This window comes from Westiellopsis prolifica IICB1 (genome assembly GCF_004323185.1).
Taxonomy (GTDB): Bacteria; Cyanobacteriota; Cyanobacteriia; order Cyanobacteriales; family Nostocaceae; genus Pelatocladus; species Pelatocladus prolificus_A.
In genome coordinates, this window is sequence record NZ_NAPS01000001.1 from 1,188,090 (window position 1) to 1,206,493 (window position 18,404).

Consider the following 18,404-nt stretch of genomic DNA (forward strand, 5'->3'; position numbering starts at 1 on the left):
TTGAACAAACGCTTTAATGTTCTCTATGGATCAAGGAAGGTTAATAAGCAAAGTTAAAACGTTTTGAACAAACGCTTTAATGTTCTCTATGGATGAAATGATTTTTGTGATCAACGTGAATTTCAAGAGTGTGTAGATACTTCTTACTATCCTCTAGAGAATCCCCAACCCCCATTTGTGATTTAAGACATTGACAATTGACCAAAGACTGTTGACTAATAATTTAATGGCGAATTACACATGCACTCACTCAACAGATGAAATTGCTGATCAGTAACGATGACGGTATTTATGCTTTGGGTATTCGTACTCTTGCTAACACCTTGGCAGAAGCAGGCCATGAAGTCACTGTTGTTTGTCCAGACCGCGAACGTTCTGCTACTGGACACGGTCTTACCTTACATCAACCCATTCGCGCTGAAATTGTCGAGTCTATTTTTCATCCTGCGGTTAAAGCTTGGGCTTGTGATGGTACTCCCTCTGACTGTGTAAAATTAGCACTGTGGGCTTTGCTAGATTCTCCCCCCGATTTAGTTCTTTCTGGTATTAATCAGGGTGCAAATCTGGGAACAGAAATTCTTTATTCTGGTACGGTCTCTGCGGCAATGGAGGGATTAATTGAAGGTATTCCTAGTGTGGCATTTAGTCTTACTAGTTTCTCTTCTAGAGATTTTCAACCCGCTGCGAAATTTGCCAAAATCTTAGTGGACTATTTAGCGGTAAACCCTCTAGTAGATTTGATGTTGCTTAACGTTAATATTCCTGCTGTGGAGTGGGAACAAATAGCTGGAGTCACCATCACTCGCCAAGGAGTGCGACGCTATGTTGATGTTTTTGATAAAAGAATTGATCCGCGTGGTAAAACTTACTACTGGTTAACAGGAGAGGTTTTAGAAGACATAGAGCCACCAATAGGATTGAACTTGCCTGAAGATATACCTATGGATGTGCATGTTATCCGTGATAACTACATTAGCGTAACGCCATTACAATACAACCTTACCTATGGCACAGGATTAGATCAACTATCTCAGTGGAAGTTCAAATTGCAGTAAATTTTAGAAGTATTGATAATTCTAAGTAAAGGTTCAATGCATCACGATTAAATCTAGGCTATAAAGTAAGAGCTAACTTGCAGATAGCCCTTACAAAAACTCCAAAAAATTTGAACCTGACTAAGAGTTTACCTGATTTCTATTGAGTCAAATTAACGGAAAACAAGGTATTGTATTTTACCAATTAAATCACTCTTGCTGAATAGAAGTGAAACTGCATAGCCTTCATACAACAAGTAACATTTTTGATTAATACCATTTCACAAAAAATCTGATACAAATACAGACCCTGTAGAGACGCGATATATCGCGTCTGGTACAAAATTTATGTGTATCGTGATTAACGTGAAATGGTATAACCTATAATTCCTTTATGTTACAAGCCCCAAATTCCATAGAAATCCAGTATATAATCTCAAATCTAAAATCGGATCACCGTCCGCTCAGTCGAGCAAGCAACACCAATGTCAAGGATAGACAATCAATTTACTGTGCATTTTTGGGGCGTTCGTGGCAGTATTCCCTGTCCGGGACCAAACACCGTTCGTTATGGAGGTAATACCTCTTGCATTGAGATGCAGGTGGATGGCAAACGCTTAATTTTCGATGGTGGTACGGGACTGCATGTTCTAGGGCAATCTTTGTTGCCTAAAATGCCTATAGAAGCTCACGTATTTTTCACTCACTCCCATTGGGATCATATGCAAGGTTTTCCCTTCTTTTCACCGGGATTTGTTAGGGGAAATACCTTTCATATTTATGGTGCGATCGCTCCTGATGGTTCAACTGTAGAACAGCGTCTTAATGATCAGATGCTGCATCCTAATTTTCCTGTTCCCTTGCAGATTATGCAAGCAAACTTAGATTTCTACGATGTTATACCAGGGCAAGCTATACACATTGATGATATTACTGTAGAAACGGCTCCCCTTAACCATCCAGGTGAAGCAGTCGGATACCGGGTAAATTGGCGTGATGGTGCTGCTGTTTACATAACTGATACTGAACATTTTGCAGACGGGCTAGATGAAAATGTCCTGTGGCTAGCTCGTGATGCTAATATTCTGATTTATGATTCCACATATACTGATGAAGAATATCATTCGCCGAGCAGTCCTAAAATTGGTTGGGGACATTCTACATGGCAAGAAGCTGTGAAGGTAGCCAAAGCTGCTAATGTTAAGACACTAGTAATTTTTCACCACGATCCTGCCCATAATGATGAATTTTTAGATCGTGTCGGCGAAGAAGCACGGCAAAAATTTCCAACTGCTGTGATGGCACGGGAAGGGATGGTGCTTCAGGTTCCTGTTTCCATTCCCTTATCAGAATCTTTTCCTATTAGTAAGTTTTCTGTGTAGATATTGCCAAGGAAGCAATTCTAGATTTTAGATTAGATTGGTGATCAAGAGCTGATTCTACAGGTAAGCGCCCTTTGGGTAGGGTGTGGTATGAGTGAGTCACAAGACAAAAGTGGATAGCACCAAATGTCTTGAAACCATCTACCACAGGCCAAAAATGCCCATAAAGGCTATTTACCTGAGGGTTAGCAAAAAAAGCTGAACAAACCTAAAATCCCAGAATCGACGTGCCAAATCTGTCTCAAAATGGGTGTTCTGTGTGGGTAACATCTTCAACTGAACTAGCTCTGACGCCAACTGCTGTCGCGCTTGGTAAATTTGACGGTGTACATCGCGGTCATCAACGAGTGATTCAACCAATATTGAAGGATAGGGGGACACGGGGACACTCTGACGCATCTGAGGACATGGTGAGTGGGGATCTCACCACATCTCCCACTCACAGCGTCACCGCGTCTGGTGAAACCGCCTTATGCAAAGACCATATTTACTCGACCGTCGTCACCTTCGACCCTCATCCCCAAGAGTTTTTTACAGGTCAACCCCGGAGTTTGCTCACACCATTGGATGAAAAAGTCCACCAGTTGCGATCGCTTGGAGTACAACAACTGGTACTATTACCCTTCGATAAAGAACTATGTGCTTTAACTCCAGAGGAATTTGTAGAAAAAATTCTCGTCCAGCAATTGCAAGCAGCACAAATTAGCGTGGGGCAAGATTTTCGTTTTGGCTCTAAACGTACTGGTACTGCTGTTGATCTCAAAATCATTGCTGCTAAATACAACATTCCTGTTAGCATCGCCTCTCTAGAAACTTGTGCAGAATCCCCAGAAAATTATACTGAGGTACACCAACAGACTCGGATTAGCAGCTCACTGATTCGTGAAATTCTTGCTAGTGGGGACATCGAACAAGCAAACCAATTGTTGGGACGACCTTATACGCTGGTCGGTACTGTGATTAAAGATCAACAAGTTGGCAGAACTATTGGATTTCCCACCGCTAACCTCGAATTGCCCAAAGACAAGTTTCTGCCTCATACAGGTGTTTATGCTGTCCGTGTTTTTACTGTTAGTCAAACATTAGATGTTACAGAAAATGGCTATTTTGGTGTTATGAATATAGGCAATCGCCCCACAGTTAATGGTGTTAATCTTTCAGTAGAAGTACATCTATTTGATTGGTTTGGTGATTTATATGGTAAAAAGCTGGCAGTGCATCTAGAAAAGTTTTTGCGCCCAGAACAAAAATTTCCGAATCTAGAAGCCCTAAAAACACAAATTCATCTAGACTGTACTGCTGCTAGAGCGTTTTTTAAGTGTTGAGTCTTAATTTTGTTCTGTTAGGGAAACGTTGATTAGAGAACGGGGAAAGGGATTACTCTCTCGGTGCTGTTTACTATCTATTTACAGCGTACACTGAGAGAGCTTTTTTACATCCTTTCCGACTTTTCAAACATCCTCTAATACCATTTCACAAAAATCTTGATACAAATACAGGCGGTGTAGAGACGCGAAATTACCCTGCGGGAACGCTAAAAGCGAACGCGTCTGGTACAAAATTCATATGTATCGCTATTAACGTGAAATGGTATAAGTAACTTATTTTTATTTCCAATATCAAATTAGTATGAGTGTGAGGAATGACTAATCCAACGAAGTATCGCAAACGTCGCCAATTTAAAATTAAATCTTTAGGTTTATTTTTGGTAGTCATCACTTGGAGTTTGGCTATGGGTTGGCTCATCTCCTTTGCAACTAATGCTCAAGGTGCAACTCCTACCTCTGAAATCGGAACTGTAGATGTAGTCCCTGCTCAGTACCAACTCGGTCAAGAACTTTACTTAGAAAACTGCTCTAGCTGTCATCTTGCTTTACCGCCACAAGTTTTACCAACCCAAACTTGGAAAAATATTCTGCAAGATTCGCAACATTACGGCGCCCAAATTCAACCTCTTGTTGATCCACCACGCATTTTAGTTTGGAGATATCTTTCCACTTTTTCCCGTTCTATCAAAGAAGAGGAACAAATACCCTATCGCGTCAATAACTCTCGTGTTTTCAAAGCTTTGCATCCCCAAGTGCAACTTCCACGTTCTGTGGAGATAAATAGCTGTGTCTCCTGTCATCCTGGTGCCAATGAGTATAACTTCCGCCGTCTGACACCAGAGTGGGAAAACACAAAGTAAGGCCCAATTCCCCACCTTGGGGATGGGCGATCGCTACTTGAGCATGGTCGGGCTTCACTGCTTCATCTGGAAGCGAAATGATACTATTAATAAAGTTTCAAATATAAACTCCTAATTTAAAGCCATCATTTAGTAACTAGATTGGTTTGTCTTGTTGCTGTTTTTGTTGGAATTTTCCATTTTCAACCCATTTATAGAGTATTAAAACTCAGTTGGGTCAAATGCTTATAATCATATCCAAACCTAAAATTCCCGTCCCCGTTGATTTTGTTAAATAATCTGCCATGCTAAAAACTTTGTTGGGCGACCCCAACGCTCGTAAGCTTAAAAAATATCAACCTTACATTACTGAAATTAACCTGTTAGAGGAAGATATCAAAGCTCTTTCAGATGATGAACTCAAGGGTAAAACAGTAGAGTTTAAGCAGCGTCTGGCTAAAGGCGAAACTCTTGATGACATTTTAAGCGAAGCTTTTGCTGTAGTCAGGGAAGCTGGACGACGAGTCTTGGGGTTGCGGCACTTTGATGTTCAGTTGTTGGGTGGTGTAATTTTGCACTCAGGGCAAATTGCCGAAATGAAAACTGGTGAAGGTAAAACCCTGGTTGCAACTTTACCGAGTTATTTAAATGCTCTGACAGGTAAGGGTGTACACGTAGTCACTGTTAACGATTACCTGGCTCGTCGGGACGCGGAATGGATGGGACAGGTGCATCGCTTTATGGGTTTGAGTGTCGGTTTGATTCAAGCCAGCATGACGCCTCAAGAACGGAAGAAAAACTATGACTGTGATATTACCTACGTTACTAACAGTGAAGTAGGTTTTGATTACCTGCGGGATAATATGGCAACATCAATCACAGATGTAGTACAACGCCCATTTAACTACTGCGTGATTGACGAGGTAGATTCAATCTTAGTTGACGAAGCGCGGACACCATTAATTATCTCAGGGCAAGTCGAACGACCCACAGAAAAATACACAGAAGCAGCCCGCATCGCCACCGCTTTGCAAAAAGATGAGCATTATGAAGTAGATGAAAAAGCCCGGAACGTGCTGTTAACAGATGAGGGCTTTGCTGAAGCAGAACAGCTTTTGCAAGTAAAAGATTTATTTGACCCGGAAGAACCTTGGGCGCACTTTGTTTTTAACGCGATTAAAGCTAAAGAATTGTTCCTCAAAGACGTTAACTACATTGTCCGTAATGACGAAGTAGTAATTGTCGATGAATTTACCGGGCGGGTGCTACCGGGACGGCGTTGGAGTGATGGACTACACCAAGCAATAGAAGCTAAAGAACATGTAGACATTCAACCAGAAACTCAGACTTTAGCAACCATTACTTATCAAAACCTGTTTTTGCTGTATCCAAAACTCGGTGGGATGACAGGAACGGCAAAAACTGAAGAAGCTGAATTTGAAAAAATTTACAAACTAGAAGTCACCGTCATTCCTACTAACCGGATCAGAAGACGGGAAGACTTGTCTGATATGGTGTTTAAGAATGAGGCGGGTAAGTGGCGGGCGATCGCTAAAGAATGTGGCGAAATGCACCAACTTGGTAGACCTGTCCTCGTCGGAACTACAAGTGTCGAAAAATCTGAGTATCTCAGCCAGCTGTTGAAGCAAATGGAAATTCCCTACGAATTGCTCAACGCCCGACCGGAAAACGTAGAGCGGGAAGCGGAGATTGTTGCTCAAGCTGGACGTAAAGGTGCTGTGACGATTGCCACAAACATGGCTGGTAGAGGTACGGATATTATCTTGGGCGGTAACTCTGAATATATGGCTCGTTTGAAGATGCGGGAATACTTTATGCCCCGGATCGTCAAGCCAGAAGATGAAGATATGTTCAGCGTCCACAGAGCAGCTGGTTTACCTCCGAGTTCCAGTAGTGCTGGACAAGGCTTTGTTCCTGGGAAAAAAGTTAAAACTTGGAAAGCTTCACCGCAAGTTTTTCCAACTCAACTTTCTAAAGAAACAGAACAGCTGCTCAAACAAGCAGTAGAAATGGCAGTTCAAGCCTATGGCGATCGCAATTTGCCAGAATTGGAAGCAGAGGAAAAAATCGCTGTTGCTGCCGAAAAAGCCCCCACTAACGACCCTGTAATTCAAAAATTGCGGGAAGCTTACAAACTGATCAAACAAGAGTATGAAGTGTTCACCAGTCGCGAACACCAAGAAGTAGTAGACTTGGGAGGCTTACACGTAATTGGTACAGAACGTCACGAATCACGACGGATTGATAACCAATTACGGGGACGTGCGGGACGCCAAGGCGACCCCGGTTCGACGAGATTTTTCCTTAGTTTAGAAGATAACTTGATGCGGATTTTTGGTGGCGATCGCGTCGCTAAATTAATGGAAGCCTTCCGCGTTGAAGAAGATATGCCAATTGAGTCTGGGATGCTAACCCGCAGCTTAGAAGGCGCCCAGAAAAAAGTTGAAACCTACTACTACGATATCCGAAAACAGGTATTTGAGTACGACGAGGTGATGAACAACCAACGTCGGGCAATTTACGCTGAACGTCGCCGGGTTTTAGAAGGACTAGACCTCAAAGAACAAGTGATTGAGTACGCCGAAAGAACGATGGACGACATCGTTAACTACTACATCAATCCAGATTTGCCTTCTGAAGAGTGGGAACTAGACAAATTAGTTGAGAAAGTCAAAGAATTTGTTTATCTACTAGCAGATTTACAATCATCTCAACTAATAGATATGTCGATGAGTGAAATTAAAGCCTTCATGCACGAACAGGTGCGAATCGCCTACGACATGAAGGAAGCGCAAATCGATCAAATTCAACCCGGATTGATGCGCCAAGCCGAACGCTTCTTTATCTTGCAGCGCATTGATACTCTCTGGCGAGAACACCTGCAACAAATGGACGCTTTGCGTGAGTCTGTAGGATTACGGGGTTATGGTCAAAAAGATCCATTAATTGAATACAAGACCGAAGGTTACGAACTCTTCTTGGATATGATGACCAATATTCGTCGAGATGTCGTCTACTCCTTGTTTATGTTCCAACCCCAACCTCAAGCTGTAGTCCAAACATCCTCAGAAATGGTATAGGATAAAGCAGTAAAATTTATTGCATACAAAGACGCTAAGTTTTTCTTGGCGTCTTTGTTTTCTGCACGATGACTAAAGGCTGTAGGGCAAGCAAGTAAGGCGCAAGTAAGGCGCAAGTAAACTGCGCCCTAATAGCCGAAGTCTACTAGAAGTAGACTGAATAAATAAGCCGTTTAACCCACTTGAAGTGGGTTTTAGCTATGAGCCAGCTATTTATTTGAGGGCGGAATGTTGAGCTAATGAAATCTATTGAATTTAGATTATTTATAATAATGTAGCGATCGCATCTTGAACTGATTGTTGTCAATTGATTCAGTGATCACATTTAAATTGTGATTGTTCTCAATGCATGAATCTTGAATATTAACTAAAAAAATTAAAATTCTCCAAGGGAAAACTATAGTGTCACAAAAAATTGCAGTAGCTGTCATTCATGGTATTGGTAAAGCAAATCCTGATTTTAAAGATAAAAATAATCCTCATAAATTTGCTGGAGGTATAGCACAAAAGCTAAAATTTCAGGTTGCAAAATTGTTGGGAGAAGATGAAAAACAAATAGATTCAAAGCTTGAGATTGAAGCTATATACTGGGCCCCAATTCTTCAGGATCTTGAAGATGAATTATCAAGAAGACTAAAGCTTGACAAACTCAGTAATCCCTTGGGTCTACGTGATTTTATTATTCATTCTCTAGCAGATAGCATTGGCTACCAGATTACTCCTAAACATAGAGAAATTTATGACAATGTACATCAAGTCATTGCTGATACTTTGAAACAATTAGCTCAAAAAGCTGGTAGTAAAGCTCCATTGTGTATTATTGGGCATAGTCTTGGTTCAGTAATAGCAAGTAACTATATTTGGGATCTTCAAAACGATGTCATGCAAATAGATGTTGGTGACACTCCTTTAGAACAAGGAGAAACACTAGCACTGTATTACACACTTGGTAGCCAAATTGCTTTGTGGAGACTACGTTACACAGATTTTGGTACACCTATCACAATTCCCTCTCCAAAACTTTCAAACCATTATCCAAATTTAGAAGGTGAGTGGATTAACTTTTATGACAAGGATGATGTTCTGGGATTTCCTGTCAAGGGAATTAATAATAAGTACAATGCAGCTGTGAAAGCTGATATAGAAGTCAATGCTGGTAATTTCGTGGAGAACTGGACGCCTTTTTCACACAATGCGTATTGGACTGACGATGAAGTGACTAAGCCTATTGCTAAGGCTTTAGCTAATATGTGGAAAAAGGTGAATACTCTTTGATAGATATGCTCATCAAGGCTACTGCATTCCTTAAGTAAAATGCAGTGGTAGTTCACCATATTGATTTTGACAAGTTGGCCAGATCCCCGACTTTTTTAAAAAGTCGGGGATCTAACCCCTCGCAACCTGTCAAAATTTGCGTGGCGAAGTAGTAGGTTTTTGCAGCGTGTTGGACTCGTAGAATTGCATAATTGAATAATCATTTCTTCATCAATCTCAATATTTCTGTCAAAAAATTCGATCCGCCTGACGGCGGAAAAAAGTAAAAAAGAAAAAGTGTAAAGGGGAAAAGGACTAAAGTATAAAGGGCTACTAAAGAATCCTCCCAACCGCGCAGACAACACGAAAACCAATAGCGTCGACGATGACGTCGCGCCAATAGTAGTTGCTGCGATACGCAGAACGGCAGTACTTAGGATCGTCGCCCCAGGAACCGCCCCGCAGTATCGCTAAACCAGATTTTTGATAAATATTATCATTGTTATCAAACCAAGGACTGCCATCTGTCGGCGCTCTATCATAGTTATTGTGCCAATCGTCGAGACACCATTCCCACACATTCCCGTGCATGTCGTATAGCCCAAAGGTATTAGCTACACCAAAGCTACCAACAGGCGTTGTTTTTCGACGATAAATTCCTTTTGGTGCAGAAGCGTAAGTATAGTTTCCATCGTAGTTAACTAACTCAGTTGTAATTGTCTCGCCAAAATGAAATGGAGTTGTAGTTTCAGCACGAACTGCATACTCCCATTCGGCTTCACTAGGAAGACGAAATTGTTTACCTGTATATTGGGAGAGGCGATCGCAAAACTCAACGGCATCGTACCAGGAAACTCGTTCTACTGGTCGGTTATCTCCTTTAAAATACGATGGTTCTAGTTTTAGGTTGCGATTAACTCGTGGAAGTGCAGCTACAGCTTTCCATTGTGCTTGGGTGACGGGATATTTACCCATGAAAAAGGGTTGAACCGTTACTTCATGTTGGGGTTTTTCAGAGTCATATCCTTCTCCTTCGGGTGAACCCATCATAAAAGTACCACCGGGAATGGCGACCATATCGAGGGGGATATCGTTGGGGAGGGTTTGGGTAAAGTATTGAGCTTGTTTCGATTCTCGTTTGATGATTTTGCCACTACGGTTGACAGTGACGGTTGCAAACTCAAAGAGCTTTAGGTCATCATTTTCTTGTCCCAAAGATTGAACATCTTTAAATTCTTCTCTCGAAGCAAAAGTAGCGATGCCTTCGGCGAGCGCAGCTAACGCATTTATAACTAAATCTTCTCCGTCTCGATCCTGATTTCTTTGGGCTGCTGCTAAAGCCGAATTTAATCTAACCAAAGGATCTTGATTCGGCTCAATCCAACGCCAATAAGGACTTAATAAAGCTGTAATTCTCGCACTGCGACAAATTTGATCTGAACTTAATTCCTGATCATAACCCCATTCAATAAAGTGGATTAAATTTGAATTTTCTTGCAGAAGCAACTGCTGTCCTTTATTATTATCCCTATTGCCAAAAAGCTTGAGAACTTTGTCACAGAAATTACTCTGATAAAAATCCAAAACTTGAGGAGCAAAATAGTCAATTCCTCTACCTTTTTGTAATTTAGTTTCTGCGTAAGTTCGTGCAGGTTCAGGTAAAGTTACTCTCCAATCAGATGCAGTTGGAGATTTTTCTGCCATCGAAAACTTGAGCAATTCCATCAAAGCTTTTTGACGACTCCTACCCCAAATAGCCCTCACTAAATCAAGACTCAAACCATTGGGAAAAAAAGCCAACAAAGGAAATATATCTTGAGCTTCTATTGATATAGCTGTAGCCAGTAGTGTTAGGACACAGCATCTCGGAGAACAGACTCTATTATCTGTCGCAGAGAACCAGAATTAGATAAGCGTTGGCGAATTCGATTTTTGAGCCAAGCCCAACACTTTTCAATCCGGTTAAGGTCTGGAGAATAGGGAGGCAGATATAAAAGTTGACAGCCCGCCGCTTCAATCAGTTGTGCAATGCGTCCTCCATGATGGAACGTCGCATTATCGACAATAACTACCTGTCCGGGTTGAAGCACTGGGATGAGGCAGGTCTCTAACCAAGTCTCAAACACTACTCGATTACAAGCTCCTTCCACGGTAAAAGGAGCCATCAATTGTTGTTGGCAATATGCCGCAATCATATTGACTCGCCCGCTTCTTCGTCCTGACTTGAGTGCCTCAAAGCGTTTACCTCGCTCACACCAGCCATAGCTGTAATCTTCTCGTTCGTCCATACCCGATTCATCTACGTACACTTGTTGGGACAGGGGAATCTGAGCCAATTGAGCTAAAAAACTTGCTCGTTTAGCTTCGTCTCGTTCACGATAGCCATAGGTCTTTTTTTTCGACTCCAGTTGATTTTTTGCAGGGCGCGTGAAATGGTGCGAACACTGATATCCCCTTCCCACAGGGCTGCCATTTGAGCTTGCGTCTTATCCCCATGCTGCTTCACAAACTCCCTAAATTTCTGCCAGTCGCTAATCTTGTCCATCGTGTGATGCGGTCGATTCGACTTCGCTTGGTAATCTCCAGTTTCGACTTGACGCTTCAGCCACAGATTGATTGTGTTGCGGCTGATTTGAAACACTTTAGCCGCTTCGCTTTTTTTCATGCCATCTAACTCAATCGCTTGGATAACTTTTTGGCGCAGGTCGTAGCTGTAGGGTTTGGACATCGCATTCATCAGAGGTATTCAGACTTCTCTATTTTATGTCCTAACACTTCTGGCAATAGCTATAACATCTCAAAAGAACGCTCTAAAGTTATCCGTAGACTTCTTTCTTTTCTTTGTTCAGGTGAATAAGAATCAAGAACTTCCAGGGGTTCAATTTCCAAGTCTTCACACAGCATCTTGAGAGTACATTGAGTTTCTGCCATATAAGATGCTGCTAATTTAATGGGCAAGGGATAGCCATCAAGAAACTTGACTAAAAGATTAAAATCTGAGAGCAAATCATCATTATCTCCCCATTGTGTTTGTGCTGGAGCATACTTTTTAAATATTTCTCTGGTTTCTGATGCTCCCATACTCAGAACTTCTTCTTGATGGCAATAATCAATAATATCTCTTACTAAAGAATCACGAGCAGTTAACAACAGTCTTAAATTAAGACATTGTTCTAAGAGCGATTTCAAAAGCTGAATTAGTTCATCGGGTTCTTTCTCAATCAATCTATCCAAATCATCGAGAATCAAAAACACTCGACTATCTCTTAACTCTTTCTCTAAAGCAAAAGTTTTTAATTCCAGAGTCTGTTTGATTTTAATAATCAGCGTTCCTACAGAATCAGTATCGCGCAAACTAATAAACCAAACTCCATGTTTATAGCGATCGCGCTCATGTAACCACTGACCAATAGCATAAGCTAAGGCAGTTTTACCTATTCCTCCCATACCATGAAGAGCAATACAACGTTTATCAGACTCTACCAATACTTTAATTACCTGATGTATTTCTCGTCTGCGTCCAACAAAGTTTGGATCTTCGCGGGGAATATTAGTATTTGACCACTGGGGATAGATAATTTGGTGTGAATTTGCTGGTTCGATAATTAGTGATTGATTATGGGAAGCTTGGTGTAATAATCTAAATTTGAAGGCTTCGTCGAAATTAACTCCTTGCTCAAAAGTCTGAGAGTTAAACAGTTTTCTTAAATTATCATCCAGTTTAACTGCATTCCGACTCACTAAAAAAGCATTAATAATCTCATCTTGATTGAATAATGCTTGATAAAGTCGTCGAGAAAAACATCGCGCTGCAACGTCAAGAATTTTATCTTCAGCGTTAACTGCAATTACATGAGACACTCCTGCTTTGACAAAAGCTTGAGCTAATTTTTCGGAATGACAAGCATTCAATAATGCTAACTGACAAGGTGGTTGCTGATGATTTGATAAAGCAATTTCCAGTTCTTCTTCACTAAAAGAGCGAGTAATTCCCACTTCATCTTCTAACACCAAAGCTGTCCCATCTGCATCTCTCATCCCATGACCGATAAAATGAATAATCAGTGGTTTGACACGATGAGACAACACATCTTGTAGAGTCTGTGAAGTGGCTACTTTTACCACTATTTCCACTGCTATCGGATGAGATATATCTTTTAATACTGAAGCGATCGCATCAATTTCTTTTTGGAGTGATAAATTCTCTACTGGTGATAAGTCTTCATTTAGTAGAGGGGCTGAAAACAAGATCAAAATTTGATTACTGAAGCAATTATCTTGTTCAGTAACTTTTTCTTCTCCTGGGATCAGAGGAACTTTTTCAACTACTTTTGAGACAGCCATTCCTCTATCTCCTCATCAGTAGCCTTACTGATATCTATGGGAGGACGTTTTGGGTGTTCTAATTTACCTTCTGGTTCTATGCTTTTTGAACGGAGTTCTCGTCGCCAATTGTTTATTGCTTTTGCGGCTTTAATTCCGTATTCTATCAAATTGGCGGTTGCTGCTAACCCTCCAATTACTGTAGCGACAAAAACTATATCATCTGCACCCACCACACGGCTTGCTGACTTCTGCACCTTGATTGAATTCATCCCTAGCGATGTTTCTAAAGACTCTATTTCATTTGCGGGAACTTGCGATGAAATCACAATGCTACAGAGAGGGACTTCACTCATTTATACCTCCAAAAACAGTTGTTTTTTGCTTAATACTTCCAGTTTAGACTTAGCATGTTTGATATATACCTTCACCTTCCTAACTCAAACCCAAATCTACCGCTATCCGATGAGCGCAAGCAAAACCAGAAAATGCTACTGCATTCAAACCCTGTCCCGGAAAAGTACTATCTCCCACACAATAAAGCCCTGGTATTGCAGTTCTATTAAACGGCATTGCTAGCAACCCTGGCAATTTACGTCGGGGAATCGGCCCATAAGTACCATCCTCACGTCCTAAAAAACGACGATGAGTGCGTGGTGTTCCCACTTCTAAGTAATCTAACCCCGCATCTAAATCTGGAAAAATTTTCTCTAACCGTTTGATGATTTGTCTAGCAGCCTTGGCTTTTTTTGCTTCATAATCCTTAACAGACAGACCTTGCCAATCATCTATCCAATGTGGTGTGAAAGCGTGAATGATATGATGACCAACTGGTGCTAAATCTGGGTCAAGCAACGTGGGAATCGACACAAAAATCGTACCCTCCGGATCTGCCATTTTCTCCCAATCTTCCAACAAAATGTGATGGCATTCTGTGTTTGCTGGTAGACTAGAAGACTTGATGCCGATGTGCAAACTCAAAAAACTAGGTGATTTTTCATAGTTTTGCTGCCATTTTTTCTCATTAGCTACTTTTTTATCTCGCGGAATTAATTTGTCAAAAGTATCCCAACGTGTAGCATTAGAAACAATACGTTTGGCACGGTAGACTTGTCCATTAGCTAATTTTACACCTATGGCTCGTCCTTTTTCTATGATAATTTGCGTAACTCTGGCTTGGTATTGAATATTACTTCCTGTCTGAATCAGACCTTCTACAAGCTTTTGAGCAATTTGACCCACACCACCCTTGGGATAATTCACACCACCATAATGCCTGTCGGAAAACACCATTCCCGCGTTGATCATCGGTGTCATCTCAGCTGGTACTACCGACCAGCAATAGCATTCCATATCGATAAATTTCAACAATAAAGGATCTTTAATATGGCGTCGCGCTACATCGCCCGCATTTTGTGGTAGATATCTTAATAAACCTAAACAAGCCCAGGGATGTTGAAAAAACATCCGCATCAAATAGCGCGGCTCTTCTAAAGATAAAAGCTCCATGCTATTTAAGCAATTAAACACTCGCCAGCATTCGTCATAAAACCGACGAATACCCATAGCTTCGTGGGGAAAATAGGCTATGAGATTTTGTAAAAAATTTTCGTAAGTCCGCTCAACTTTGAGATCAAGACTGTTGGGCAGATGATAATGAATCTGTACAAAATCGGGAATCACTTCTAAACTGACGTTTACAGCATCTAAAGCACGGGTGAGTAAATTGGTTGTACCGCGTTGTCCAAACCCGAAAATCATGGAAGCGCCAACATCAAAGCGATAACCTTGGCGTTCAAAATAGCCCGCACTACCACCTGGAATAAGATAACGTTCTAAAACAAGTACTTTAGCTCCTTTTGCAGCCAACTGAGTTGCTGTCACCAGACCACCAATTCCAGAACCAATAATGATTGCGTCGTAATGGGGATCGGGGATTGGGGATTCTCCAGAGGAGACGCTTCGCGAACGGGGATCGGGGACAGGGGATTGGGGATTGGGGACAGGGGATTGGGGATTGGTGAAGAGATTTTTATGCATGGTGTTTGTTTTTAGGGTGTAAGGGTGTAAGGGTGTAAGGGTGTAAGTGCGGTAGAGACGCGAGGAACATCGCATCTCTACTAAGGGTGTAGGAGTTTATGAAACGATGATTATTCTATTAGTTTTATAGTCACCACTCATTGCTTGATTAAATACTCACATCTGTCAGAGTCCCAACTTCCCTAACTTCCCAATCCCCGATCCCCGTTCGCGAAGCGTCTCCTCTGGAGAATCCCCGATCCCCGATCCCCAACCAAAAAAAAGAGGGACAAGCCTGCGATCGCTGGCCAATCCCGTCTGCCGATCCTTAAAGAGAGGAGAACACTGATTGTTAATATAACTTTGATTGAGAATGACTGTCAACTGTTAATGAAAAATTTTATCAATAATTTTTTGCGAGTTTTAATTTTAGCTGATAACCGGATATCAGAAAGGTTGGGTTAGCTGCTGTATGATAAAAATTTATAGGCAGATATGCATAGATTTTAAGAAGCGGTATTATGATGTTTCAATCCTTATACAATTGCAGAACGCCTAATTCCCGCCATGACGCTACAATTGCGTGTTTATGTTCCACCACATCCTTTAATCAAGCACTGGTTAGCAGTTGCCCGTGATGCTGCCACGCCTTCAGTATTATTTCGTAGTGCGATGACAGAATTAGGACGCTGGCTTACTTATGAAGCAGCTCGAGAATGGTTGCCGACTCAAGATACAACAGTACAGAGTCCTCTAGCTGCATGTCCCGCGACTTTGATTGATCCAGAAATTCCCATGGCAGTAGTGCCGATTTTACGAGCAGGGTTAGGATTGCTAGAAGGAGCGCAAACACTACTACCCTTGGCATCAATTTATCATCTCGGTTTAGTGCGGGACGAAACCACTCTACAACCATCTTCTTACTTGAACAAACTTCCAGAAAAATTCCATCCTCAAACACGGGTACTAATTACCGATCCGATGTTAGCCACAGGCGGATCAATTATGAGAGCAATGGAAGAATTGACACAACGGGGAGTTGATCCATCTTTAACTAGAATCGTTTGTGTAGTTGCAGCTCCTCCAGCTTTACAAAAATTAAGTGCGGCTTATCCAGGTTTAATAATTTACACTGCGACCATCGATGAGCAAGTGAATGATCGGGGATTTATTGTTCCAGGTTTAGGAGATGCAGGCGATCGCACCTTTGGGACTTAAGCTAGTATGCAGCTAGAACTGGAAAGTAACCAAACAATCCAAAAGTCCAGCTTTTCTTATTGGCGGTAATAAATATGAGTCAGCGTGATGGTTTTGCAAGTGGTTTTTTCTTTGGCGCGATTTTTGGCAGTGTAGTAGGCGGTATTCTAGGTGCAGTTGTTGCTTCCAGAAGTAATAGTGAACTAGAAGCCGACGAAGTAGAAGAGCAACTCTCTCCAAACCAAACAGAAGCCAAAAAATCCCTGCGGCGGCGTCATATGAAAGCCTCAGAGACCGATAGTATGGAGATGGAAACAGCACGGCGATCGCTAGAAGATAAAATAGCCCAGTTAAATGCCACAATAGATGAAGTGCGGCAGCAGCTAGACAACGTCAATAGCAACTCAACTCAGGTGATCAATGAAAGATCGCTCACCAAAGGTACTTGAAAGTTGGGGAAAAGGGAAGGGAAACAAGGGAGACAAGGAAGACAAGGAAGACAAGGAAGACAAGGGAGACAAGGGAGGCAAGGGAGAGGAAAATAATAATTAATATTTTATGCTCAGTGCCTTATTGACTTCTCCCTTTTAATGACAGCACACGCCATCATTACCTGAGCTACCTTAAAATCTAAAATATAAGACCAAAATAGACATTTACGTACAAAAGGGAACTAATCGACACATGTACTTACTGATTTCGACATTGGCTACTTTCATTCAGATTTATAGTACCCTGCTAATTATTAGGGTTCTATTGACTTGGTTCCCCAACATCAACTGGTACAACCAACCATTTGCTGCGTTGAGCCAAATTACTGACCCCTATTTGAACATTTTCCGTAATATTATTCCCCCCTTAGGCGGAATAGATTTTTCTCCAATCTTGGCGTTTTTAGTACTCAATATTGTTAGTTCTTTGTTAGTACAGGGTGGAAGCTCTTTGGTAAGCGTGCAATCATTTGGGTAAATGCAGAGCAAAAAATACATAACTTTTTGTAGAGATGTTGATGATTTAGCATCTCTACAATTCATAACTCAGGATGTAGCCAGTTAAAAAGTCCCAAAGAAGCAACGGTTCCAACAAAGTGAGCTGTAATACCACTCATACTTGCCATCGCAACAAAAATGTCAAGTGAGCGAATCACACGATTCGGATCATATATTGCTACTCCTTGTGGCTGGGCGATAGATTTTGAGAGTAGAACACCCAAACTTGAGCCTGTTCCTAGAATTGTTAACAACATTCCTACAAAGCCTGCAATCACAGCAACCCGTAATATTTTCATCACTTCCGCTTTTGGTGGATGCAAAGCGGGGTTGGGATTGCGGAGTCGTTTGGCAAAGCCAGTAAGGCGAAAAGTTAGGTAAAGAGTTAATAATAGAACTAAAATACCACAAATTCCCCAAAAAATGCTGATACCAATTCCAGGAGTTGTACCTTGAGTGTAGGTTCTAACTGGTAATCCTGAAGCAGGTGTTATTGCTTGACTGAAACTACGACCTGAGATGGCAAATATCAACATGAGTACGGAAGTTGCTCCCAATCCAAGCTGTAACCACAAGCTAACCCAACCAACAAGGCGCAAAATATTAGCAATTCTTTCTATTTTGGGATTAAGAGTGTGTACTTCCGATTGGGTTTGCATAGTCATGGTTGTTTGATGAGAGTAGAACAGATAAAGTCTCTTCTACTTCAACATAGATATGTTTTTTAAGAATAACGACCTTCCCAAGTAAGAATGTCTTTGGCTCAAATTCATACTTATCGAAGAAGGAAACAACAGAAGGGGGACAAGAGAAGCAGGGGGGTTTCATACAGACATTTCTGGGTTCGCCGAAATGATTTTTGTGTGCGCCGAAATGATTTCTGGGTTCGCCGAAATGATTTCTGGGTTCGCCGAAATGATTTCTGGGTTCGCCGAAAT

Annotated in this window: 15 protein-coding genes; 9 read left to right on the forward strand and 6 right to left on the reverse strand. The window is 41.5% G+C overall.

The features are described 5' to 3' along the window. Nucleotides 1-257 precede the first annotated feature (257 nt). The 6 genes from surE to B4U84_RS05110 all read left to right on the forward strand — a co-directional run bounded on the left by surE (nt 258) and on the right by B4U84_RS05110 (nt 8,959). On the forward strand, nt 258-1,055 hold the full coding sequence (gene surE / locus B4U84_RS05085; RefSeq protein WP_131115896.1) for a 5'/3'-nucleotidase SurE: 798 nt from the start codon (nt 258-260) through the stop codon (nt 1,053-1,055). Nucleotides 1,056-1,519: 464 nt separating this feature from the next. Further along, nucleotides 1,520-2,416 carry an MBL fold metallo-hydrolase gene (locus B4U84_RS05090; protein ID WP_017309447.1) on the forward strand — a complete coding sequence of 299 codons (897 nt, stop codon included), beginning with the start codon at nt 1,520-1,522 and terminating at the stop codon, nt 2,414-2,416. A gap of 227 nt (nt 2,417-2,643) precedes the next feature. Next, nucleotides 2,644-3,741 (forward strand): bifunctional riboflavin kinase/FAD synthetase, encoded by a 1,098-nt coding sequence (locus B4U84_RS05095; RefSeq protein ID WP_017309446.1) that lies wholly within the window; start codon nt 2,644-2,646, stop codon nt 3,739-3,741. A gap of 317 nt (nt 3,742-4,058) precedes the next feature. After that, nucleotides 4,059-4,604: a cytochrome C gene (locus B4U84_RS05100; RefSeq protein ID WP_131115898.1), complete on the forward strand. Its 546-nt coding sequence runs from the start codon at nt 4,059-4,061 to the stop codon at nt 4,602-4,604. A gap of 284 nt (nt 4,605-4,888) precedes the next feature. Continuing rightward, nucleotides 4,889-7,684 carry a preprotein translocase subunit SecA gene (gene secA, locus B4U84_RS05105; RefSeq protein WP_131115900.1) on the forward strand — a complete coding sequence of 932 codons (2,796 nt, stop codon included), beginning with the start codon at nt 4,889-4,891 and terminating at the stop codon, nt 7,682-7,684. A 402-nt stretch (nt 7,685-8,086) separates the two neighbouring features. After that, entirely contained in the window at nt 8,087-8,959 is an 873-nt protein-coding gene (locus tag B4U84_RS05110; RefSeq protein ID WP_131115902.1) for a hypothetical protein, read from the forward strand. 312 nt (nt 8,960-9,271) lie between these two features. Here the strand turns inward: B4U84_RS05110 and B4U84_RS31470 are convergent, their stop codons facing one another. The 5 genes from B4U84_RS31470 to crtH all read right to left on the reverse strand — a co-directional run bounded on the left by B4U84_RS31470 (nt 9,272) and on the right by crtH (nt 15,301). Continuing rightward, entirely contained in the window at nt 9,272-10,741 is a 1,470-nt protein-coding gene (locus B4U84_RS31470; RefSeq protein WP_242677537.1) for a formylglycine-generating enzyme family protein, read from the reverse strand. A 47-nt stretch (nt 10,742-10,788) separates the two neighbouring features. Then, nucleotides 10,789-11,666 (reverse strand): IS630 family transposase gene (locus tag B4U84_RS05120; RefSeq protein WP_242677630.1). Its coding sequence is split into 2 segments (ribosomal slippage): nt 10,789-11,334 and nt 11,337-11,666, totalling 876 coding nucleotides; the frame shifts between segments, so codons are not numbered across the junction. A gap of 59 nt (nt 11,667-11,725) precedes the next feature. Next, on the reverse strand, nt 11,726-13,282 hold the full coding sequence (locus B4U84_RS05125) for an NACHT domain-containing protein (protein WP_242677538.1): 1,557 nt from the start codon (nt 13,280-13,282) through the stop codon (nt 11,726-11,728). Continuing rightward, nucleotides 13,264-13,617 (reverse strand): hypothetical protein, encoded by a 354-nt coding sequence (locus B4U84_RS05130; RefSeq protein ID WP_131115904.1) that lies wholly within the window; start codon nt 13,615-13,617, stop codon nt 13,264-13,266. The genes B4U84_RS05125 and B4U84_RS05130 overlap by 19 nt, the downstream gene beginning before the upstream one ends. A gap of 79 nt (nt 13,618-13,696) precedes the next feature. Continuing rightward, a complete protein-coding gene (gene crtH / locus B4U84_RS05135; protein WP_242677539.1) occupies nt 13,697-15,301 on the reverse strand; it encodes a carotenoid isomerase in 1,605 nt (534 codons plus the stop codon). Nucleotides 15,302-15,847: 546 nt separating this feature from the next. Here crtH and upp point away from each other — a divergent pair. The 3 genes from upp to B4U84_RS05155 all read left to right on the forward strand — a co-directional run bounded on the left by upp (nt 15,848) and on the right by B4U84_RS05155 (nt 17,446). Continuing rightward, a complete protein-coding gene (upp, locus tag B4U84_RS05145; protein WP_017309439.1) occupies nt 15,848-16,498 on the forward strand; it encodes a uracil phosphoribosyltransferase in 651 nt (216 codons plus the stop codon). Between the two features lie 74 nt (nt 16,499-16,572). Continuing rightward, a complete protein-coding gene (locus tag B4U84_RS05150) occupies nt 16,573-16,926 on the forward strand; it encodes a ssl2009 family thylakoid membrane protein (protein WP_017309438.1) in 354 nt (117 codons plus the stop codon). 235 nt (nt 16,927-17,161) lie between these two features. After that, entirely contained in the window at nt 17,162-17,446 is a 285-nt protein-coding gene (locus B4U84_RS05155) for a YggT family protein (RefSeq protein WP_017309436.1), read from the forward strand. A 61-nt stretch (nt 17,447-17,507) separates the two neighbouring features. Here B4U84_RS05155 and B4U84_RS05160 read toward each other — a convergent pair whose 3' ends face one another. Further along, nucleotides 17,508-18,125 carry a DUF3611 family protein gene (locus tag B4U84_RS05160; protein ID WP_131115909.1) on the reverse strand — a complete coding sequence of 206 codons (618 nt, stop codon included), beginning with the start codon at nt 18,123-18,125 and terminating at the stop codon, nt 17,508-17,510. Nucleotides 18,126-18,404 lie beyond the last annotated feature (279 nt).